This is a genomic window from Corallococcus sp. AS-1-6 (assembly GCF_020037015.1).
GTDB lineage: Bacteria > Myxococcota > Myxococcia > Myxococcales > Myxococcaceae > Corallococcus.
Window position 1 is genome coordinate 368,992 of sequence record NZ_JAIQDE010000001.1, and the last position, 20,666, is coordinate 389,657.

Sequence of the window (20,666 nt, forward strand, 5' to 3'; positions counted from 1 at the left end):
GGCACCGCGCCTGATTGGGAGACACTCCAATGAAGCCCTTCTTCATCGCGGCGGCCCTGTCGCTCGGGCTCTGCTCGTGCTCTGAAAGCGCCCCCGTCGTCCAGATCCTCCAGACCATCCAGCCGGACGACAGTTGCGACTTCGGCGCCAACGATACCGGCATCGCGGCGGGTTCGCTCAACCTGGCCTACCGGAACGCCTACGTCCTGGGGCTCATCGTCAAGTCGACCTACACGGCGACGCCCATCGAAGTGAACGGCGTTCCCCTGGAGCCGGAGACCGACGTCGGTGGTTCCGCCGCCGCCTTCGTGGACACGCTCAAGCTGTCCTACTCCTCGACGCCGAGCATCAACATCCCCGACGGAGAGGTCCCCTACACGGCGGTCATCAACCCCGCGTCGGACGAGAACAAGCTGGTGGTCAACCTGATGACGGCCGAAGCCGCGACGGCCCTGCGGACCGCGCTGTCCGGGACCGCGACGGCCACGGTGCGGGTCACCGTGCAGCTCGCGGGCAAGTTCGCGTCGGGCGGCAAGACGTTCGAGTCGAACGAGATCGTCTACGGCATCGACGTCGCCAACGGGACCCCCGCGCTTCCGGCCTGCTCCGGGACCGAGACGCCCAATGTCCCCGCCGGCCCGTGTGGCTCCGGGGCCGGTCAGGACGGTCAATATCCCTCGTGCCAGCCCGCGGCGGCCCCGGGCGTTGGGGGCTAGATGGCCTTCCGCACACACCTTGAAGCGGTGGTGAACCAGGTGGACGGAGCCCTCGCGTGCAGCGTGATGGGCTTCGACGGCATCTCCGTGGAGACGTTCCAGAAGGACGAAGCCACGGAGCTGGACGTGTCCGGCACCTGGGTGGAGTACGCCAACCTGCTCACGCAGTTGAAGAACGCGGCCGAGTCCCTGAAGACGGGCACCGTCACCGAGGTGTCCGTCAACAGCGAGAAGGTCCTCACCGTGATGCGCCTGCTGACGCCGGAGTACTTCCTGGTGCTGGCGCTGCGCGCGGACGGGAACTTCGGCAAGGGGCGCTATGTGCTGCGCGTCACCGCGCCGCAGGTGAAGGCGGAGCTGTAGCCGCGCACGTCCGCCCGGGCAGGGGCTTGTCGAGCCTGCCCGGCGACGCAGCGTGCCTCCGCTTTCCTCTTTGCAGGAACCAGGGCATGGGCTAGACACCCCGGACTTTCGCCTTTACGTCTGTATGAAGGAGTCGGTCCCATGGCCGGGTTTGTCGACACGTCCGAATTCCGCAATGGTTTGAAGATCTTGTGGGAGGACAAGCCGTACGTCATCGAGTACTTCCAGCACGTCAAGCCTGGAAAGGGCTCCTCCTTCACCCGCACGAAGATCCGCAGCCTGCTGGATGGCCGCGTGCTGGAGCCCACGCTGAAGTCCGGCGACAAGGTGGGCACCCCGGACATCGAGTCCAAGGACATGCAGTTCCTGTACGTCCAGGGTGACGAGTACCACTTCATGGAGAAGAAGACCTTCGAGCAGACCTTCCTCACCAAGGAAGGCCTCGGGGAGTCGGTCAACTTCCTGAAGGAGAACCTCGACGTCGAGATCCTCTTCTGGAACGGCAAGGCCATCAACGTGACGCTGCCGAACTCCGTGGACCTCAAGGTCACCAAGTGCGACCCGGGCGTGCGCGGCGACACCGTGTCCGGCGCCATGAAGCCCGCGACGCTGGAGACCGGCTTCACCGTCAACGTGCCCCTGTTCATCAACGAGGGCGACGTGCTGAAGATCGACACGCGTGAAGGTGGCAAGTACCTCACCCGCGTCGCCACCGCGGGCTGAGCGCCGCTTCCCTTCACCTGTCGACCCGGGAGGGGTCTGAATGGCAACGAAGCGCAAGGCAACCCGGTCGGCCGAGTCCTCGGGCGCGGCCTCCGGGCGGGATTCGGGTTCCACGTCGCTGGACGTGGAGGCCCTCCGGCAGATCGTCGAAATCCTGGAGGCCTCCGACGTCACCCGGCTGGTGTGGACGAAGGGACCGGAGAAGCTCTACATCCGCCGCGGTCACGCGCCGGAGACGACCATCGTGCACCACACGGCGCCCTCGGGCCCCGGGGTGACGGTGTCGCCGCCGGTGGAGTACGCCGCTCCGGCCGCGCCTCGTGCGGCCCCCGCCGCCGCGCCCTCGGCTCCGGCCGCGGCGCCGGCGCCGGAGAAGCCCGCGGAGAAGCCGGGTCACCTGGTGACCAGCCCGTTCGTCGGGACGTTCTACCGGACCCCCGCGCCGGATCAGCCCCCGTTCGTGGACGTGGGCACGGTGGTGCGCAAGGGGCAGGTGCTCTGCATCGTGGAAGCGATGAAGTTGATGAACGAAATCGAGTCCGAGGTCTCCGGCCGCATCGCCGAGGTCCTCGTGGAGAACGGTCGCCCGGTGGAGTTCGGCCAGGCGCTGTTCCGCATCGAGCCGGCCTGAGTCTGCTGACCCGTCAGGCGCGTCCTGTCCCTTCCGGGCGGGACGCGCCCCAGGCCCTCGCGTTAGGAGCACGGCCGTGTTCAAGAAGGTACTGGTCGCCAACCGCGGGGAGATTGCCCTGCGGGTCATCCGCGCATGCCGTGAGCTGGGCATCGCCACCGTGGCGGTGCACTCCACCGCCGACGCCAACGCGCTGCACGTGCGCTTCGCGGACGAGGCCGTCTGCATCGGGCCGCCTCCGTCCAAGGAGAGCTACCTCAACGTGCCGCAGTTGCTCTCCGCGGCGGAAATCACGCGCGCGGACGCCATCCACCCGGGCTACGGCTTCCTGTCGGAGAACGCCGAGTTCGCGGAGGTCTGCGAGAACTGCAAGATCCGCTTCATTGGCCCGCGCCCGGAGATGCTGCGGCTGATGGGCAACAAGGTGCGCGCGCGCGCCGCGGCCCGCGAGGCAGGCATGCCGCTGCTGCCGGGCAGCCCCGGCACGGTGAAGGACCCGCGCGAGGCGGAGGCGTTCGCCAAGGAGATCGGCTTCCCGGTCATCCTGAAGGCGGCGGCGGGCGGCGGCGGCAAGGGCATGAAGATCGTCCGCGAGCCGGGCGTGCTCGCGCAGGCGTTCTCCACCGCGCAGGCGGAGGCGCTGGCCTCCTTCAACAACGGCGACCTCTACATCGAGCGGTACGTGGAGAAGCCGCGCCACATCGAGATTCAGATCGTCGCGGACGAGCACGGGAACATCATCCACCTCAACGAGCGTGAGTGCTCCGTGCAGCGGCGGCACCAGAAGCTCATCGAGGAGAGCCCGTCGCCCGCGCTCACGCCGGAGCTGCGCCAGCGCATGGGCGAGGTGTCCGTCGCGGCGATGAAGAAGCTCCGTTACAACAACGTGGGCACCATCGAGTACCTGCTCGACGAGCGCGGCGAGTTCTACTTCATGGAGATGAACACGCGCATCCAGGTGGAGCACCCCGTGACGGAGCTGGTCATGGGCGTGGACCTGGTCCGTGAGCAGATCCGCATGGCCTACGGGCACCCCCTGCGCTTCAAGCAGGAGGACGTGCAGATCCGCGGGCACGCCATCGAGTGCCGCGTGAACGCGGAGGACCCCGTCACCTTCGCGCCGTGGCCGGGGAAGATCACCGGCTACAGCGTGCCGGGCGGCTACGGCGTGCGCGTGGACTCCGCCGCGTACGAGAACTACACGGTGCTGCCGCACTACGACAGCCTGCTGTCCAAGCTCATCGTCCACGCGGAGGACCGCGAGACGGCCATCCGCCGCATGCAGCGCGCGCTCTCCGAGTACGTCGTGGAGGGCATCCGCACCAACATCCCGTTCCACCGGGCCGCACTGGCGGAGGAGTCCTTCCAGGAGGGCAACTACGACACCCGGTTCGTGGAGCGCCTGCTGGCGAGCGAGACGGGTTCGCGCCGGCTGAAGAAGGCCGTGGAAGAGACGCCGTAGCGCCTGGCCGTGAAGGCGTGGAAAACCCGCCGGGCGTGCGAGCGTCCAGGCGGGTGATCCATCCCTGGGGGAGGGCAGGCTGTTTCTTGACCCGCATCGGAGGATTCCGTTAGCCTCCGATGCTCCCCCCCAGAGAAGGACTGAAACCCGCGAAGTTCCTCGGGGTTTCTGCCTGCCGGAAGCGCACGCTCGATGGACAAGAACAAGATCATCGAAGCCGCCGCGAAGCTGGTCGCGAAGGGCGCGTACGACAAAGCCATCAAGGAGTATCAGAAGGTCCTGGAGGTCGACCCGAAGGACATCCGGGTCCTCCAGAAGATGGGGGAGCTGTACCAGAAGAAGAACGACAACGCGCAGGCGGCGCACTTCTTCACCAAGGTCGCGGAGAGCTACTCCTCGGATGGCTTCTTCCTCAAGGCCGTCGCCCTCTACAAGCAGGTCCTCAAGCTCAACCCGAACCTGCTGGAGGTGAACCTCAAGCTGGCGGAGCTGCACCAGCAGCTCGGGTTGATGTCGGAGGCGATGGCGTACTTCCAGATCGTCGCCAACCACTACGACAAGGCGGGCGACACCAAGTCGAGCCTCGACACGCTGAAGAAGATGGTGGATCTCGACCCCGAGAACGTGGCGTCGAAGATCAAGCTCGCGGAGCTGTACGCGCGCGAGAACATGACGAAGGAAGCGGCGCAGGAGTTCAAGCGCGCCGCGGAGTACCTCAAGCGCAACGCCCGCGCGGACGACTGGCTCCGCGTCGCGGAGCGCCTCTCCGCGCTGGAGCCGGACAACCTCCCGCTCGCGAAGGAGCTGGCCTCGTCGTACCTGCAGCGCGGCGACCAGAAGCGCGCGCTCGCCAAGCTCCAGGTGTGCTTCAAGGCGGATGGCCGCGACGTGGAGACGCTGACGCTCCTGGCCCAGGCGTTCCAGGGGCTGGGCCAGGTCTCCAAGACGGTGTCCGTCTACAAGGAACTCGCGAAGATCCACCAGGAGCGCGGCCGCACCGCCGAGTCCGATGGCGTGTGGACGCAGATCGAGCTGCTGGATCCGCAGGATCCGGATCTGCTCGCGCGCCGGGGACCCGTCGCCGAACCGGAGCCGGAGCCCGCGCCCGCCGCCGTGCATCACCACGAGGAGCCGGCCGCGCCCGCGTGGAGCGCGCCCGCCCCCTCGGCGCCCCCGTCCCGTCCCGCGCCCGCCGCGCCGCCCGCAGCCGTGGCACCGCCCGCGCCGGCGGGGATGAGCCGCGAGCAGCTCGCCAAGCTGCTGACGGAGACGGACGTCTACGTGAAGTACGGGCTCCACGACAAAGCGCTGGAGCACCTGCGCAAGGTCTTCTCCGTGGATCCGGAGAACCTGGACGCGCACGAAAAGGCGTACCACATCTACGTGGCGGCCAATAACGGCGCGCAGGCGTCCGAGCAGTTGCTCAACGTGCTGCGCCTGTGCACGCGCCGCGCGGACGTGCAGCGCGCGCAGCCGTACCTGGCGACCATCCTCCAGGAGAACCCGGCGCATCCCGAGGTGCCCGCCTTCCTGTCCGTGCTCCGCGCGGAAGGGGGCGTCGTGGCGCCGGCGATGACGCCGGGCGTGGAGTCGCTGGAGGAGGACGCCATCCTGGTGGACTCCAACGAGGACGAGATCCTCGTCGCGGATCCGCCGGAGGACGCGCTCGCGCAGCCCTCGGGTGACGAGCTGGCGCTCGCGGCGCTGAGCCACGGGTCGGACTCGGACGAAATCGTCGACGACGAGGTCGCGGAGACCACGTTGAGCGGCGAGGAAGCGGTGATGGGCGAGCCCATCAGCTCCGCCGAGAACACCGTCTACGACCTGCCGCCGCAGGACGACCTGGTGATGGGGTCCGACGAGGACTCGCTGGTGCTCGCGGACGAGCCGGGCCTGGGTGGCCTGGATGCGTCGGACGACGAGCCCCTGGTCGCCCAGGACGACGCGCTGGCGTACGCGGCGGACGCGGGCGGCGACGAGCCCATGGTGCTCGCGGACGAGCCCGGCGGCATGTCGCTGGGTGACGAGGAGGAGGCGCCGCCCACGCGCATCCTGTCCCCGTCCCGCGCGCTCCTGGAAGAGGCCGCGCCGGACACGCGCCAACTGCCGACGCTGGACGACAGCGGCGACGACGAGGCCCTGGTCGAACCCGGCATGTCGCTGGGCGAGGACGACGACGCGCCCACGCGCGTGGGGCTCGCGCCCCTGGATGCCTCCGCGCTGGACGACGCGGGCCTGGACGAAAGCTTCGCCGCGCCGGCGGAAGAGCCCGCCTACGCGGAGGGCATGTCGCTGGGCGACGAAGAGGAAGACGAGCCCACGGCCGCGCACATGGTGCTCCCGTCGGTGGAGGGGCTGTCCTACGACGAGCCCCAGGCCGACGCGTTCGAGGAGGCGCCGGAGCCGGAGCCCGAGGCCCTGGCGGACGCTCCGGAGCCCGAGCCGGAAGCGGAGCCCGAGGAGGAGCCTGCCTCCGAGGAGTGCGACGAGGCGTCGTTCTTCCTCGACCAGGGGCTGCTGGAAGAGGCGCGCGAAATCCTGGAGACGGTGGCCATCGCGTTCCCGGGCCACGTGCGCGCCGGCGAGCTGATGGCGCGGCTGGAGGAGCTGGAGGCCGGCGGTGGCGCGGCCCCCGAGGACGACGCTCCCGCCGAGCCCGTGCACGTGCCCTCCGTGCAGCCGGTGACGGAGGCCTCGCTCGACGACGGCGCCGGTGGCGGCGACGCGTTCGACCTGGCGGCGCAGTTGGCCGGCGAGCTGGACGACCTGGGCGGCGAGTCGCTGGCGGCGGTGCCCCCGGCGGACGAGGACTTCCAGTACTCGGTGGACGAGGTCTTCGCCGAGTTCAAGAAGGGCCTGGCCAAGGTGGTGAAGCCCGAGGACGTGGACACGCACTACGACCTGGGCATCGCCTACAAGGAAATGGGCTTGCTGGACGACGCCGTCCACGAGTTCGACGTGGCCCGCCAGGGCTGCGTGGGCACCCCGCGCGAGCTGGACTGCCTGACGATGATTGGCATGCTGCACACGCTGCGCGGCAAGCCGGAAGAGTCCGTGGCGGTGTTCAAGGAAGGGCTTTCCAACGTGCTCGCGACGGGCGAGGTGGCGAAGGCGCTGGGCTTCGAGCTGGCGAGCGCCTACGACGCGCTCAACGAGCAGGGCAAGGCGCTCTTCCACTTCCAGCGTGTGGCCGCCATGGACGCGAAGTACCGCGACGTGGGGTCGCAGGTGACGCGGCTGTCCGCGCTGACCGCACCGGAGGAGGACCCGCTGCCTCGCGCCGGAAAGGGCCCGGCGACGCCGGTTCCCGCCGCGGGCGCGCAGAAGGCTCGTAAAGTAGGGTACGTGTAGCGCGTCCCCACGAGGCCCGGCGAGCGATGACGACCTACCTCGATTTCTTCGAACTCACCCAGGAGCCGTTCTCCAACGCTCCGGTGAGCCGCTTCTATTACAACTCCGCGCAGCACTCGCAGGCCCTCACGCGGCTGATGCACGCCGTGGGCTACATGAAGGGCCTGTCCATCCTCATTGGCGACATCGGCGCGGGCAAGACGACGCTCGCCCGGCGCATGCTCGACTCGCTTCCGGAGTCCGAGTACGAGGCCGCGCTGCTCGTCATCATCCACTCGGGCATCACCGCCCAGTGGCTCCTGCGCCGCATCGCGCTCCAACTGGGCGTGGAGAACCCCGCGCAGGAGAAGCTGGCGCTCCTGTCGCAGCTCTACCAGCGCCTGCTGCAAATCTACGAGTCCGGCAAGAAGGCCGTCGTCCTCATCGACGAGGCGCAGATGCTGGAGACGCGCGAGCTCATGGAGGAGTTCCGGGGGCTGCTCAACCTGGAAGTGCCGGAGCGCAAGCTCATCTCCTTCGTCTTCTTCGGCCTGCCGGAGATCGAGAAGAACCTGAAGCTGGATCCGCCGCTCGCCCAGCGCGTGGCGCTCCGCTACAAGCTGGAGCCCTTCACGGCGGAGTCCACGGAGGCGTACGTGAAGCACCGGCTGCGGCTCGCCGGCTGCCCGCGGATGCCCTTCACGCCGGAGGCGCTGCTCGCCGTGCACGAGCACTCCGGCGGCACCCCGCGCGTCATCAACACCCTGTGCGACAACGCCCTCTTCGAGGCGTTCCTCGCGCGCTCGGAGACCATCGGCGCGGAGCTGGTGCACCGCATCGGCCAGAACCTGGGGCTCCAGGGGGGCTCGGCTGCCTCCCAGGCGAGCGAGCGGGCGAGCGCTCCCGCCACGTCGCTGCCCCGGACGGCGAACACCAAAATCGACCTGGCGGAGATCGACCGCTACCTCGAGGGACTCGGTAAGCTCTAGCGGCTTGTCCCTCCCCAGCCGCAACAGTGCAGCGCGCAAGGCGCTCTTGTTGGTGCTCCTCGTGGTGTCGGGGAGCATCCTGCTGTTGCGTCAGCCGTTCACCTGGGACGCCGCCTGCACCGTGGCGCGCAGGCACCTGCCGGACCTGCTGGGCGTGGACGTGGGCATCGGCCGGTGCGAGCTGGATCCGCTGGGCTCGCGCGTGGTGCTGCACGGCGTGTCGGTGTTCGCGCCGGGCAGTGACACGCCGCTGTTCGCCGCGGACGAGGCGGAGGTGGCGCTGGGCTTCCTGTCGCCCCTGTCCCGCCGCTTCATGCTGGGCCACGTGCGCGTGCGCCATCCGCGCGTGGCGTTGGACCTGTCCCGGCCCTCCACGGCCCCGCCTTCCTCCGACGGAACGTGTCCGCTCACGCCGCTGACCCGCGTGGGCGTGGGGCGCGTGGACATCACCGGCGCGGAGGTGCGGCTCGCGCTGCCGGACGGGCGGGGCGTGGAGGTGGAGAACCTGGACGTGGGGTGGGTGGAGCACTGGGGCGTGATGGAGCTGGAGGTGGGCGCGCGGCGGGGCCTGGTGCGCCTGGGCGCGGGCGGCGGCGAGCTGACGCTGGGGAAGCTGGGCTTCACCGGCGCGCTGGACCCCGACGAGGGCCTGCTGGACGTGGAGCGCGCGGAGGTGACGCTCGACGACGTCACCGCCACGGTGTCCGGCCGCGTGGAGACGCTGTGCCACCCGGTGCTCGCGCTGGACGCGCAGGTGTTCCTGCCGCTGCGCACGCTGTCGCAGGCGAAGCTGCTGCCGCGTCCGGCCACCGGGCACCTGTGGACGCGCCTGTCCGTCACGGGGAAGCCGTCCTCGCTCGCGGTGGGCGCGGACCTGTCCGCGAGCAACCTGGCCTATGAGCAGTACGGCCCGGTGAGCCTCAACGCGCGCCTGTCGTACGCGGGGGACAGCGTGCGCGTGGAGTCGCTGGAGGCCCCGCTGGGAAGCGGCAAGGTGAAGCTGTCGGGCGCGTTGAAGCTCACGCCGGAATTGCCCGTGGACGTGACACTCCAGACGGAGGACGCGTCCTTCGGGCGCATCCTGGAGCGCGCGGGCGTGGCGGGCTCGTGGGTGGACTTCCCCGCGACGGCGAACGCGCACCTCACCGGGACGCTGCTGCCCCGGCCGTCCCTGTCCGGGCCGCTGGACCTGCGCAGCGGCCGCTTCGTGCTGGCCACGCGCGCGTTCGACGCGCCGGTCAGCGCCGGCAAGACGCTGCTCACCTTCGAGCGGGGCCGCGCGCAGACGGCCGTGAAGCTGACGGGGGACCGCGTGTCCTTCAGCCGCCTCACGGTGGAGTCCGGGCGCTCGCGCGTGCACGGCGACGTGACGCTCTACTTCGACACCGTGCGCGGCCTGGACATCCAGGGCAACGGCGAGCTGGAGCTGTCGGACTTCGGCCACATCGCGGAGCTGCCGTGGTCCGGGAGGGGCTCGGCGAACTACTCCATCGTGGGGCCGTACTCGGACGTGAAGGTGGACGCGAGCCTGTCCCTGCGCGACTTCACCTTCTGGGGCTTCGGCCTGGGCGTGACGCAGGCGAAGCTGTCGTACTCGAATGGCCTGCTGTCCTTCCCGTCGCTCACCGGCCAGAAGGGGCGCACGCAGTACTTCGGCAACGCGAAGCTCACCTTCGCGCGTCTGTTGCACCTGCACCTGGACGTGACCGTGCCGCAGGGGCGCACCGAGGACCTGGTGGACCTGGTGGCGGGCCTGAGCCCGTCCATCGCCGTGGTGCAGGGCCAGTTCGCGGGCGCGGCCTCGGGCCGCGTCGAAATCGACAGTCCCCTGGAGAAGCTGGAGGGGCTGGTGGCATTCGACCTGCGCGACACCACGTACCTGGGCCGCCGGCTGGGCGCGGGCTCCGCGCGGCTGCGCTTCGTGGACGGCAAGGAGATGGTGCTGGAGCGCACCGTGCTGGACGGCAGGCTGGGGCGCACCTGGGTGGAGGGCTCCTTCGGCTTCACCGGGGGCGCGCTGGACTACCGCTTCGGCGGAGAGAACCTGTCGCTCGCGGAGGCCGTGGGGCAGGACACCGCGGAGGAGATGGGCATCCAGGGCACGCTCGCGCTCGCGGGCACCGTGGCGGGCTCGGCGGACAAGCCCGACATCCAGGCCACGCTGAAGGGCCCGCGCATCACCTTCGCGTCGCGCGACCTGGGCGCCATGGACCTCGCGCTGCACCAGGAGGGCAAGCAACTGCGCATCACCGGGCGCCCCTTCCGCGACGCGCAGGGCTACCTGAACATGACGGTGAAGGAGCCCTACCTCTTCGACTCCACCGTCGACCTGCTGCTGCCTGAAATCAGACCGCTGCTGCCGCAGACGCCGGCGCTGGCGGGCGTCACCGGCATGCTCGCGGGGCGCGTGACGGTGCAGGGCCCGCTGTTGCAGCCGGAGGGCTACTCGGTGGGGGCCACGGTGCGGGAGCTGTCGCTCGCGCGGGGCGACCTGCGCGGCCGCAACCAGGGGCCCATCGTGCTGACGTACCTCAACGGCCGGCTGGACGTGCAGCCCTTCCGCTTCAGCGGCGCGTCGGTGGACGTCACGCTGGGCGGCTGGATGAGCCGGCGCGCCATGAACATGAGCCTGCGCGAGGGGCGCATGGACGTGCGGCTGCTGGAGCCGCTGCTGCCCGGCATGGAGCGCGTGGGCGGCCAGCTCCGCGTGGACGCGGAGGCCACGGGGCCCCTGGACGCGCCGTCGGTGGTGGGCACCGCGGAGCTGTCCGACGTGCGGCTGTCCATGCGCGACCTGCCGCTCACCGTGCGCGGCATGTCCGGCCGCCTGGAGATGACGGGCCAGCGCGTGCTGCTGGAGCACCTGCAGGCCCAGGTCAACGAAGGTCAGGTGTCCGCGCGCGGCGACATCCGGCTGGAGCGCTTCGTGCCCAAGCGGCTGGCGCTGACGCTGCAACTGGACGCCGTGCCGTACCGGATGACGGAGGACCTGCCGCTCACCGTGTCCGGCCTGCTGCAGGTGGTGGGGCCGCCCACGGGGCCCACCGTCACGGGCGGGCTGGACATCATCAAGCTGCGCTACCAGAAGCCGCTCGACATCGAAGCGCTGCTCAAGACGATGCAGAAGAAGCCGAACCTCGCCGTGGGCGGCGGGGGCGAGCGCGCGAGGGACCCCTTCTTCACCTGGGACGTCAACGTGCACTTCGGCGACGTGCGCGTGGACAACAACCTGGCGAAGGCGCGGCTGTTGGGTGACGTGCGGCTCACCGGCACGGACGTGAAGCCGGGGCTCCTGGGCCGCGTGGAGGCGGCGGAGGGCAGCCAGGCGTTCTTCCGCAACAACCTCTTCACCATCGACCAGGGGCAGTTGGAGTTCCGCGACGCGTCCGGCATCGACCCGGTGTTCGAGGTGCAGGCGCAGACGTCCGTGCGCGAGTTCGTGGTGAAGCTGCACGCGTTCGGCCGGCCGGCCAACCCGCTGGTCGTGCTGTCCTCGGAGCCGGTGCTCACGGAGGGGGACATCCTGTCGCTGCTGACACTGGGGGTGACGAGCGCGGACAAGGACACGGCCGCGTCGGCGAGCTACGGTCTGGCGGCGGAGGCCCTCTTCAACGTGTCGGGACTGGACCGGCAGGTGCGCCGGTTCCTGCCCAGCAACCCCGTTCTCCGGGATTTGTCCCTGCAGATCTCCACCACCTACAACGACGCCACCCGGCAGGCGGAGCCCACCGCACAACTGGAGTCGAAGTTCCTTTCCGAGCAGCTTAAAATCGGGATGACCCAGCCAGTGAGTGGGCGAGGCACCCGGGCACGCGCTGAGTACCGCTTCGACGACCGTCTTTCCGCACAGGCCCAGTGGGACAACGAGAACAGCCAGGCGTCGTTCGGAAACCTCGGGCTCGAGCTGAAGCTGGGCTGGGAGGTCGAGTAGCCGCGCTGGCCGCGGTGCTGCTCCTCGTGTGCGCGCGGCCCGCCTTCGCCGCGCCCCCGGGCCACGACGATGACGCGCCGGAAGTCGTGGCCGTGGAGCTGCACCTCCCGGAGGGCATGGCCCCGGACGGGCTCTCGGGGCTCGTCACCGTGCGCAAGGGACAGGCGCTGACGCCGGGGGCGGTGCGCAGGTCGGTGGAGCAGTTGTTCGCCACGGGGCGCTTCGCGGACGTGGTGGCGCTCACGCAGGACGTGCCGGGTGGTGTACGGCTGGTGTTCCAGCTCTCGCCCCTGCCGCGGCTGTCGCACGTGGCGGTGCGGGGCAACCAGGTCCTCACGTCCGGAGAGCTGCTGGAGGCGAGCGGGCTGCTCCAGGGCGGGCCGTTGGACCCGGAGGAGCTGGACACCGCGGCGGACGCCGTGCGCGAGGCCTACCAGCGCAAGGGCTACGACGCCGTCGACATCCAGGTGGAGGAGCGGCCGGTGCCCGCGGGCGGCGTGGCGGTGACGCTGGTGGTGTCGGAGGGCAAGCCCACCCGCGTGCGGCAGGTGACCTTCTCCGGCAGCCCCGCGCTGCCGCTGCCGCGCCTGGTGGAGGCGCTGGGGATGAAGCCCGGAGAGGTCTTCGACCGGGCGAAGCTGGACGGCGGCCTGGAGCGGCTGCGCGTGCTGCTGCGCGAGGGCCAGCACTGGCGGGCCTGGGTGGGCACGCCCGCCGTCGTCGTGGAGGACAGCGAGGCCTCCGTGGCGGTGCCGGTGTCCGCGGGCCCCGCGTTCCACCTGCGCTTCGCGGGCAACCGCCGCTTCCCGGACTCGCTGCTGGCGCGCGTGGTGGCCTACGACGGCGAGGAGGCGATGGACGAGTCCGTGGCGGCGCGGCTCGCGCGGCGGCTGGAGGCGTTCTACCGGCGGCGCGGCTTCCACGACGCGCGCGTGCGGGCGCTGGAGGTCCTCCGGCCGGACGGGGAGGCGGCGGTGCTGGGCTTCCAGGTGGAAGAGGGCGCCCCGCTGCGCGTGACGGACGTGCGCTTCCGCGGCAACGCGGCGCTGTCCTCCGCCGTGCTGCGCTCCATGCTCACCAACCAGGTGGCGGCGCTGGAGACGTGGCCGGAGCTGGACCTGCCCATGCGCGAGGACCCGCTGGAGACGGAGGGGCGCGAGCGGCGCCAGGACCCGCGCGGGATGTCTCCGCCCGACCCGTCCACCGTCTACGTGGAGGACGCGTGGCTGGAGGCCGCGGACGCGATGACGATGGCCTACCGCGAGCAGGGCTTCGCGTCCGCGCAGGTGACCTTCCGGGGGCTCACCCTGGACGTGGCCCGTCACACGGCGGAGGCGGACTTCGACGTGGAGGAGGGGCCCCAGGCGTTGATCCGCGCGCCCATCTTCCTGGGCATCCCGCTGGAGGTGGACCCGGTCTGGGTGAACCTGCTGCTGCCCGTGGGCACGCCGCTGAGCTTCGAGAAGGTGGAGCAGGCGCAGGTCGCGCTGGAGCGGGGGCTGGGCCGCGAGGGCTACCTCTTCGCGCACGTGAGCAACTCCGTGTCGGTGGAGGAGAACGGCACCTCCGCGCAGGTGACCTTCCGCACGGACCCGGGGCCGCGCGTGCGCGTGGGGCAGGTGCTGCTCCAGGGGCTGACGCGCTCGGACCCCGACGTGGTGCTGGCGCAGTTGGATTTGAAGCCCGGACAGCCGCTGTCCGTGGAGGCCCTGGCGGAGGCGCAGCGCCGGCTGTCGCGGCTGGGGCTGTTCCGTCAGGCGGAGGTGTCGCTGGCGGACCCCAACCGCCGCGAGGCCTCCAAGGACGTGCTGGTGACGGTGCAGGAGCGCCCGCGCATCGACGGCGAGGTGTCCGGCGGCTACTTCCTGGTGGACGGTCCGCGCATCACGCTGGACACGGCGTGGCGCAACCTGGACGGCCGGGGGCTGAACCTGCTGGCGCGCGGCAAGGTGAACTACGCGGGCGCGAGCGCGGAGGCGCTGTCGTCCTCGCGGCTGCCGGCCGGGTGCTCCACGGGGGAGCTGTCCGGCGAGGCGTGTGAGTCCGACCTGGACGGCTTCAGCGGCCTGGGCGGGCGCGGCAACCTGGCGCTGTCCCAGCCCCGGCTGTCCTTCCTGGCGCCGCAGGAGATTGGCGCGCGGCTGGACCTGATTGGCGAGCGCGTGCACCGGCCGTCGTACCTGTCCACGCGGTTCGCGGCGGTGATGGGCGTGGACTGGGCGCTGGCGTCGTGGGTGAACGTGTCGCTCCAGTACGAACTGGAGAACAACCGGCTGCGCTCGCGCGGGGGCGTGCTGGAGCTCATCAACCGCGCGGACCAGGAGCGCCTGCGCTACCCGTACGGCGACTTCGCGCTGCACTCGCTGCGCCCGTCCATGACGTTGGACTTCCGCGATGATCCGGCCAACCCCCGGCGCGGCATGGTGCTCAGCAGCAGCGTGGAGTTCATGCGCGGCCTCAGCGTCCACCCCACGGACGTCGCGGGCAACCGGGTGCCGGAGTTCCCCATCGACGGCGTGAAGCTGTCCGGCAGCGTGAGCGCGTACGCGCCGCTGGGCCGCCGCGCGAGCGTGGCGGTGAGCGCGCGCGCGGGCACCATCGTGCCGCTGACGCAGGGGGCGCAGAACATCGGGTCCAAGCTGTTCTACCTGGGCGGCTCCTCCAGCCTCCGGGGCTTCCGCGAGGACGGCGTGCTGCCGCAGGACGTGCGCGAGGTGCTGCACCAGCGGCTGGCCGCGTGCCGCGCCGTCATCTCCCCCGCGGGCTGCCCGGATGACTTGAAGGCGGTGCTCGCGGGGCAGGTGCCCGCGAGCCAGGGCGGCGAGCTCTTCACCCTGGCCAAGGCGGAGCTGCGCGTGCCGGCCATCGCCGCGGTGGACCTGGGGCTCTTCTTCGAGGCGGGCAACCTGTGGCAGGACCGCACGCTGTTCGACCCGGGCGTGCTGCGCTACGCGGCGGGCGTGGGCCTGCGCTACGTGACGCCCGTGGGCCCGCTGGCCTTCGACGTGGGCTTCAACCTGGACCGGGACGAAGCGCTCAACGAAGCGCCCACGCAGTTCCACTTCAGCATCGGGACGTTCTGACCGGAGGCCTTCGTCCATGCGGACCCACCGTGCGCGGCGTGGAGTGATGGGAGGCCTGGCCCTGTGGGGCCTGTTCGCGCTCGCGTGTCAGCACGGGCCGGACGCGGCCCAGAAGGCGCCGCGGCCCGCGTGGATGCCGCCGGAGGGCAGTTGTCCTCGCGGCGCGCAGCTCCAGATGGAGCGGCTGGGGCTGAAGGTGGGCGACCGCATCCCCGTCATCGTGGACAGCATCCAGGACCACCCGGGGCCGGCCCGGTACAACTACAGCTTCGTCATCGCGCTGCCGCAGGCGGAAGGGGAGGCGAAGCTGCCAGGGGCGCGCATCGGCGGGCGGCTGTACGTGACGAAGCACCGCGTGTTCGGCCGGTACGACCGCATCTTCACCCCGGAGAGCGGCGCCACGTCCGTGCCCTTCTGCGGCGTGCTGCTGGACACGCGCTGGGACCGGGACGGCGAGGGGCTCATCGCGTACCCCAGCCCCATGAAGGGCTTCTCCGTGGTGCAGGACAACACGGGCGTCATCCAGGTGGTGGACCGCTACCCGTGAGGCCCGCGCGTCAGTCGACGTGCAGGGTGTAGAAGCGCTCGTCGGAGAAGAGCAGGTCCGCGACGCCGAGCAGGAAGGTGAAGTCGCCCGGGCTCGTGGGCTTGCCGGAGAGGATGCCGTCCTTCGTGTCCAGGAGGATGCCCGGCGGCAGCGCTCCGCTCTTCACGCTCCAGTTGCCCGTGCCGCTGGCGCGCACGTCGTAGATGTAGTCAGAGCCCACGCGGCCCTTGGGCACGGCCTTCGACATCAGCGTGACGGTGCCGGGAGCGCTCGTGAGGGTGATGGAGAGCGAGCCGGTGGCGGACTGGGGCGGCGTGTCGCTGTCCGTCACGACCACCGTGAACGTCGTCTTCCCGGCCTGGGTCGTGGTGCCGGTGATGAGGCCGTCCGCCGCGAGCGTCAGCCCCGCCGGCAGTGACTGCCCCTGCGCGAGCGCGAAGGTGTACGGCCGCTTGCCGCCGGTGGCGGAGACGCGCTCGGTGTAGTCGCGCTTGTTGATGGCGTCCGCCAGCGGCTCCGGCCCCGCGACCCGCAGCAGCGGACGCACGTGCAGGGTGAGGCTGCCGCTGGCGCGCTTCGTCGGGGTGCTCAGGTCGGTCACCTCCACCGGGAGGACCTGGTCCCCCGCCTGCTTGGGCGCGCCGGTGAGGCGGCCTTCGGTGTCGAGCAGGATGCCCGCGGGGAGCGGGCCGGTGGCGTTGAACGTGTACGGCGGGGTGCCGCCCCGGGCCTGGAGCTGGCCTGAATAGGGCATGGACTCGACCGCCTCAGGCAGGAGGGACTCCAGCGCGAGCGCGGAAGGGCCCGCGTCCGTCGCGCCGGCATCCACGTCCGTGCCCGCGTCCGTCGCGCCGGCATCCACGTCCGTGCCCGCGTCCGTCGCGCCGGCATCCGCGTCCGTGCCCGTGCCCGCGTCCACGTCCGTGCCCGCGTCCGGCGGGTCCACGGGCTCGGGGTCGTCGTCACAGGGGCCTCCCTCGCCACAGGCCGGCAGACAGCGGTTCTCCGACGGGAGGCACGACGTGCCGGAGGGGCAGCCTCCCGGCGCATCGCACGCGGCGAAGCGCGACAGGTCCGGCGCGAACGTGCACGCCCCCACCGTGAGGACGACAGCACCGGTCAGCGCGGCGAGCAGGTTCCTCATGGCAGCTCCCAGATGAAGGACACCGCGCCGCCCACGCCGAGCAGCGCGCCCACGCCCAGCAGTACATTGGAGGTCCGCGCCTGGCGGCGGCCCGCTTCGAGCCGGGACTCGAAGCAGTCCGCGAAGGACTGGCCGGCCGTGGCGCACTCGCCGCCGTTCCTCGACACCTTGGACTCCGTGCTCCGCGCGGCAAGTCCGAAGCCCACGCCCGCGAGGAGCGCCGCGCCGCCCGCGCCCCACAACACCCTGGGCAGCACGCGCGAGCGCTGGGGCTCCCGCGTCGCCTGCGCCGTCACCAGCGGCGACCACACCTGGTGGAGCGCCTGCCTCGCGCGCGCGTCCGCTTCGCCCGGCGTCGTGGCGGGGGCTTCGAACTGCGCTCGCGTCTCCGGGCCTCGCGCGTCCGTCACCGTGAGCGCCACGCTGCGCTTGCCCCCCACGCCCAGCGCCACGCCCCGCACCAGCCTGCGCACGCCCAGCGCCGACGCCTGCGCGCTCCGGCACTCCGCGTCGCCACACGCCGTCAGCGCCGCGCCCGAGCCGCGCAGCCGCGCCAGCGTGTCCTCGCGCGACTCCAGGCACGCGTCCGGCAACGCGGCCACCGCGCGCCGCGTGGCGTCCTCCAGCTCGCGCGCGTCCTCGGACGGCAGGGCCAGCCTCTCAAAGGGCATGAGCACCACGCGCGTGTTCGCGTCGCAGGGCGCGGACATGCGCAGCAGCATCAACAGCAGGGATGCGGGCAGGCTCATGGCACCAGCGCGGCGTCCGCTTCGTCCGGCGACGGCGTGATGCCGAGGCTCGCCATGTAGCCCCGGTAGAAGCGCGGTCCGAAGGGCACGGAGAAGAGCTTGTCGCGCATCGCGTCCTGCACCGCGCCCCGGGCCGCCACGCTGGCGTCGTGCCAGGGCAGGCCCCCCGCGTCCACCACCTCCGACGCGCGGGTGATGGCGAACGGCGCCTCCCGGCCGCTGCCGCGCAGGTAGTAGCCGCGCCCCACGGGCAGGGCCACCACCAGCGGACGCTCGCGCTCCTTGTGCAGCTCCACCACGCGGATGCCGCGCGCGTCCTCCACCCACAGCCGGCCCGCCAGGCCCGTGGGCACCATCAGGTAGCCCAGCGACGCGGCGTCCCCCAGGTCCGTCAGCGCGAACGCGCGGTTGAGCGCGGGCGGCTGGATGAACACGTTGGGCTGGCCCCGCACGTCGTTCGTGCCCTGGCTCGCGGCGGCCACGAAGGCCCGCAGCTCCGCGTAGTCCACCTTGCCGTCCCCGTTGACGTCGCCCGCGCCCGACAGCGCCGAGCGCACCATGTGGCTGAAGACGCCGGAGCGGATGGCGCTCCACTCCTGGCTCTCCTGCTCCGAGGCCGTGGACAGCACCACGCCCACCTGCGGGAATCGCGCCAGCTCGCGGTTTCCCAGGAGCCCCTTCACCGCGTCCACGTACGCGGGGCCCACCGGCAGCGCGCCGCGCGAGTGGACGAAGAAGTAGGAGTCACACGCGTCCACGATGAGCTGGAGGAAGGAGGCCTTGCTCGGCGAAATCACGCGCTCGTACAGCTCCGTGCGCGTCAGCGGCCCGTCCAGCAGGCTGACGGCGCCTTCGCCCGCGGCGCCGCGCTTGCCGTGGCCCACGAACACGAAGGTCAGCACCGGCACGGCGCCCTTCGCCCGGTCCTCCGCCATGCGGGCGTTCAGGCGGGAGAGCGCAGCGGACAGCGCGGGGTGCGTGGGCGGGCGCGTCTTCGCGGCGAGCCCCGGGTGCAGGGCCTGGGTCTCCGCGTCCAGCACGCTCAGCAGCACCACCTCCCGCGAGCGGGGCGCGAACAGCTCGTAGTACCGGGCGCCGTCATCGTCCGCGTAGCGCAGGGGCGCCTGGGACCGCTCCGTGCCCGTGTTGCTGGCCACGATGAGGGCGTAGTGCACCTGCTCCGGCGCGGCGCCCGTGGCGGTTCCGGCCAGCAAGAGGAGCACCCCCAGGACCAGGGGCCTGTGAGAGGGCATGGACATCAAGGGTTTGCGCGATGCGCTGTGCGAAAGAATGCCACGGGGCGCAACCGACAATCCACCGGTGGCCGCTCGCGACAACATGCGGATGACGGGACCGCGACGGACGCGGTAAGCCCTTGAGGGATGGAGTGGGATGACGACACGTTGCGCCGTTTTCGCGAAGGCACCCCGGAGGTGTTGGCGGAGGTGTATCGCGCGCACGCGGAGCCGCTCGCCCGACTGCTCAAGGCGGCCGCATGGCGGGGAGCCTTCACCCGTCTGAGGAACGCGATGGAGCTGGAGAACACGCTGCTGGAGACCTTCGCCCGCGCCTTCGAGCCGCGCACGCGCGCGGCCTACAACGGCACGCGTCCCTATGCCCACTTCCTGATGGGCATCGCGCGCAACGTGCTGCTGGAGCAGTCGCGCGAGCGCGAGCTGGTGGGGCGCGACGAGGCCTTCGAGGGGCTCACCGAGGCCTCCTCCGACGAAGGTGGGCTGGACGAGCTGCTGGAGGACCGCGAGGTGGAGGCGCTGCTCGCGGCGTTCAAGGGCGGCCTGTCACGTGAAGAACACCGGCTGTTCGAGCTGCGCTTCGGCGAGGGCCTGCCCCAGGAGGAGGCCGCCACGGCGCTGGGGCTCACGCGCATCCAGGTGCGGCGGCGCGAGTTCGGGTTGAAGTCCCGGTTGCTGGGGTTCCTCCAGTCGAAGGGGTACCTCGAGGACCTGGAGACGCAGGGCTGGAGCTTCTTCAAGCGGCGGGGTGCGCGATGAGTGGATGTGACGACCGCCGGGCGAAGCAGGCCATGGCCGCGCTCTTCGAGAAGGGCCGGGACGGGCTGGACGCGGAGGGCTTCCAGCGCCTGCGCGCGCACCTGGCCACCTGCCCGGACTGTCAGGAGACGTACACGCGGCTGTCGCGCGTGGAGTCGGTGCTGGAGCGGCGGGCGCTGCCCCAGTCCCGGAGCGCGCACCTGGAGCAGGCGCTGTTCGCCAGACTTCAACCCGCCCCCGCGCGCGCGGTGGTGACGTCCGAGCGCAGGCGGTGGTTCTCATCCCCGCTCTTCATGCCCCTGGCGCTGGGCGCCGCCGCCGCGACGGTGGCGCTGGTCGTCGTAGCGCCAACCCTGGAGCGCCAGGCACCGCGGGACGCGCCGGAGTGGCAGGCGCGCTCGTCCGCCCCGGGCGAAGGGGCCTGGGGCGTGCGCGCCTTCTGCGTCTCGCCCGAAGGCACGGTGCTGGCGGAGGCCCGGCCCGGTGGGACGCTGACGTGCGCGGAGGGCAACGCGGTGCAGTTCAGCTACACCGCGCCGGAGCGCGCGCGCCTGTCGCTGGAGGGTTTGCCCGCCGGTGGCGAGCCGCTGCGCTTCTTCCCGAGCGAGGGCCCGGCCCCGGAGGTCGCCGCGGGCGTGGACGTCACGCTGCCCTTCAGCACGCCCGTGCAGGGCGGATGGCTGACGGGCCCGGTGCCCGTGCGCGCGCGCTTCACGGACGCGCAGGGCCGCACCGTCGCGGACACGCAGGTGACGCTCCAGCCTCGCTGAGCCGCCCCCGCGAGCGAACAACCCCCCTCCCGTGCGAGCACAGGAGGGGGGCGGGGACTGCCGTGTCTTGTGGGGACCGTGAGTGACTCACGGACGCTGGACGCGGCGGTCCACTTTCCATGTCCGCGCACTTCCCAGGTGTGTCGCGAGCGCCGCCGCGTGGATCGCCGCCCGCCGGACTGTTCTGTACTGGCCGAAGCCGGAGCGCTGGCGGGG

General features: G+C 71.4%; 15 protein-coding genes. 12 read left to right on the plus strand and 3 right to left on the minus strand.

Going from position 1 to position 20,666, the window contains the following annotated elements; translation table 11 throughout:
* Positions 1-29 precede the first annotated feature (29 nt).
* The 10 genes from K8612_RS01505 (at position 30) to K8612_RS01550 (ending at position 15,775) form a co-directional block, all read left to right on the plus strand.
* Positions 30-716, plus strand: coding sequence for a hypothetical protein (locus tag K8612_RS01505; protein ID WP_223739997.1), 687 nt, complete (start codon positions 30-32; stop codon positions 714-716).
* Complete coding sequence (locus K8612_RS01510; protein WP_014399058.1) at positions 717-1,079, plus strand: hypothetical protein; 363 nt, start codon at positions 717-719, stop codon at positions 1,077-1,079.
* Positions 1,080-1,220: 141 nt separating this feature from the next.
* Entirely contained in the window at positions 1,221-1,802 is a 582-nt protein-coding gene (gene efp, locus K8612_RS01515) for an elongation factor P (RefSeq protein ID WP_223739996.1), read from the plus strand.
* A gap of 40 nt (positions 1,803-1,842) precedes the next feature.
* Complete coding sequence (accB, locus tag K8612_RS01520) at positions 1,843-2,433, plus strand: acetyl-CoA carboxylase biotin carboxyl carrier protein (RefSeq protein ID WP_223739995.1); 591 nt, start codon at positions 1,843-1,845, stop codon at positions 2,431-2,433.
* A gap of 76 nt (positions 2,434-2,509) precedes the next feature.
* Positions 2,510-3,895 carry an acetyl-CoA carboxylase biotin carboxylase subunit gene (gene accC / locus K8612_RS01525; RefSeq protein ID WP_223739994.1) on the plus strand — a complete coding sequence of 462 codons (1,386 nt, stop codon included), beginning with the start codon at positions 2,510-2,512 and terminating at the stop codon, positions 3,893-3,895.
* A 192-nt stretch (positions 3,896-4,087) separates the two neighbouring features.
* On the plus strand, positions 4,088-7,246 hold the full coding sequence (locus K8612_RS01530) for a tetratricopeptide repeat protein (protein WP_223761015.1): 3,159 nt from the start codon (positions 4,088-4,090) through the stop codon (positions 7,244-7,246).
* A gap of 26 nt (positions 7,247-7,272) precedes the next feature.
* Entirely contained in the window at positions 7,273-8,214 is a 942-nt protein-coding gene (locus K8612_RS01535) for an ExeA family protein (RefSeq protein ID WP_223739992.1), read from the plus strand.
* 4 nt (positions 8,215-8,218) lie between these two features.
* Positions 8,219-12,145: a translocation/assembly module TamB domain-containing protein gene (locus K8612_RS01540; RefSeq protein ID WP_223761016.1), complete on the plus strand. Its 3,927-nt coding sequence runs from the start codon at positions 8,219-8,221 to the stop codon at positions 12,143-12,145.
* Between the two features lie 14 nt (positions 12,146-12,159).
* Entirely contained in the window at positions 12,160-15,228 is a 3,069-nt protein-coding gene (locus K8612_RS01545) for a POTRA domain-containing protein (RefSeq protein ID WP_223761017.1), read from the plus strand.
* A gap of 16 nt (positions 15,229-15,244) precedes the next feature.
* Complete coding sequence (locus K8612_RS01550) at positions 15,245-15,775, plus strand: hypothetical protein (RefSeq protein ID WP_223739989.1); 531 nt, start codon at positions 15,245-15,247, stop codon at positions 15,773-15,775.
* A 10-nt stretch (positions 15,776-15,785) separates the two neighbouring features.
* On the opposite strand, the gene K8612_RS01555 is transcribed toward K8612_RS01550, so the two are convergent.
* The 3 genes from K8612_RS01555 to K8612_RS01565 are packed head-to-tail and all read right to left on the minus strand — an operon-like array spanning position 15,786 to position 18,921.
* Complete coding sequence (locus K8612_RS01555; RefSeq protein ID WP_223761018.1) at positions 15,786-16,919, minus strand: putative Ig domain-containing protein; 1,134 nt, start codon at positions 16,917-16,919, stop codon at positions 15,786-15,788.
* Positions 16,916-17,668 carry a hypothetical protein gene (locus tag K8612_RS01560; RefSeq protein ID WP_223739987.1) on the minus strand — a complete coding sequence of 251 codons (753 nt, stop codon included), beginning with the start codon at positions 17,666-17,668 and terminating at the stop codon, positions 16,916-16,918. Before K8612_RS01560 ends, K8612_RS01555 begins: the two co-directional genes overlap by 4 nt.
* Positions 17,665-18,921: a hypothetical protein gene (locus K8612_RS01565; protein WP_223761019.1), complete on the minus strand. Its 1,257-nt coding sequence runs from the start codon at positions 18,919-18,921 to the stop codon at positions 17,665-17,667. The genes K8612_RS01560 and K8612_RS01565 overlap by 4 nt, the downstream gene beginning before the upstream one ends.
* A gap of 150 nt (positions 18,922-19,071) precedes the next feature.
* On the opposite strand from K8612_RS01565, the gene K8612_RS01570 reads away from it, so the two are divergent.
* Both K8612_RS01570 and K8612_RS01575 read left to right on the plus strand, forming a co-directional pair.
* Positions 19,072-19,680 carry an RNA polymerase sigma factor gene (locus tag K8612_RS01570; protein WP_223761020.1) on the plus strand — a complete coding sequence of 203 codons (609 nt, stop codon included), beginning with the start codon at positions 19,072-19,074 and terminating at the stop codon, positions 19,678-19,680.
* Entirely contained in the window at positions 19,677-20,450 is a 774-nt protein-coding gene (locus K8612_RS01575; RefSeq protein WP_223761021.1) for an anti-sigma factor, read from the plus strand. Before K8612_RS01570 ends, K8612_RS01575 begins: the two co-directional genes overlap by 4 nt.
* Positions 20,451-20,666: the final 216 nt, after the last annotated feature.

Excerpts from the sequence above, each read along its gene's own strand:
- K8612_RS01505 (WP_223739997.1), top strand. The coding sequence starts at position 30 with ATGAAGCCCTTCTTCATCGCGGCGGCCCTGTCGCTCGGGCTCTGCTCG.
- K8612_RS01510 (WP_014399058.1), top strand. The coding sequence starts at position 717 with ATGGCCTTCCGCACACACCTTGAAGCGGTGGTGAACCAGGTGGACGGA.
- efp (WP_223739996.1), top strand. The coding sequence starts at position 1,221 with ATGGCCGGGTTTGTCGACACGTCCGAATTCCGCAATGGTTTGAAGATC.
- accB (WP_223739995.1), top strand. The coding sequence starts at position 1,843 with ATGGCAACGAAGCGCAAGGCAACCCGGTCGGCCGAGTCCTCGGGCGCG.
- K8612_RS01530 (WP_223761015.1), top strand. The coding sequence starts at position 4,088 with ATGGACAAGAACAAGATCATCGAAGCCGCCGCGAAGCTGGTCGCGAAG.
- K8612_RS01535 (WP_223739992.1), top strand. The coding sequence starts at position 7,273 with ATGACGACCTACCTCGATTTCTTCGAACTCACCCAGGAGCCGTTCTCC.
- K8612_RS01550 (WP_223739989.1), top strand. The coding sequence starts at position 15,245 with ATGCGGACCCACCGTGCGCGGCGTGGAGTGATGGGAGGCCTGGCCCTG.
- K8612_RS01555 (WP_223761018.1), bottom strand. The coding sequence starts at position 16,919 with ATGAGGAACCTGCTCGCCGCGCTGACCGGTGCTGTCGTCCTCACGGTG.
- K8612_RS01560 (WP_223739987.1), bottom strand. The coding sequence starts at position 17,668 with ATGAGCCTGCCCGCATCCCTGCTGTTGATGCTGCTGCGCATGTCCGCG.
- K8612_RS01565 (WP_223761019.1), bottom strand. The coding sequence starts at position 18,921 with ATGCCCTCTCACAGGCCCCTGGTCCTGGGGGTGCTCCTCTTGCTGGCC.
- K8612_RS01575 (WP_223761021.1), top strand. The coding sequence starts at position 19,677 with ATGAGTGGATGTGACGACCGCCGGGCGAAGCAGGCCATGGCCGCGCTC.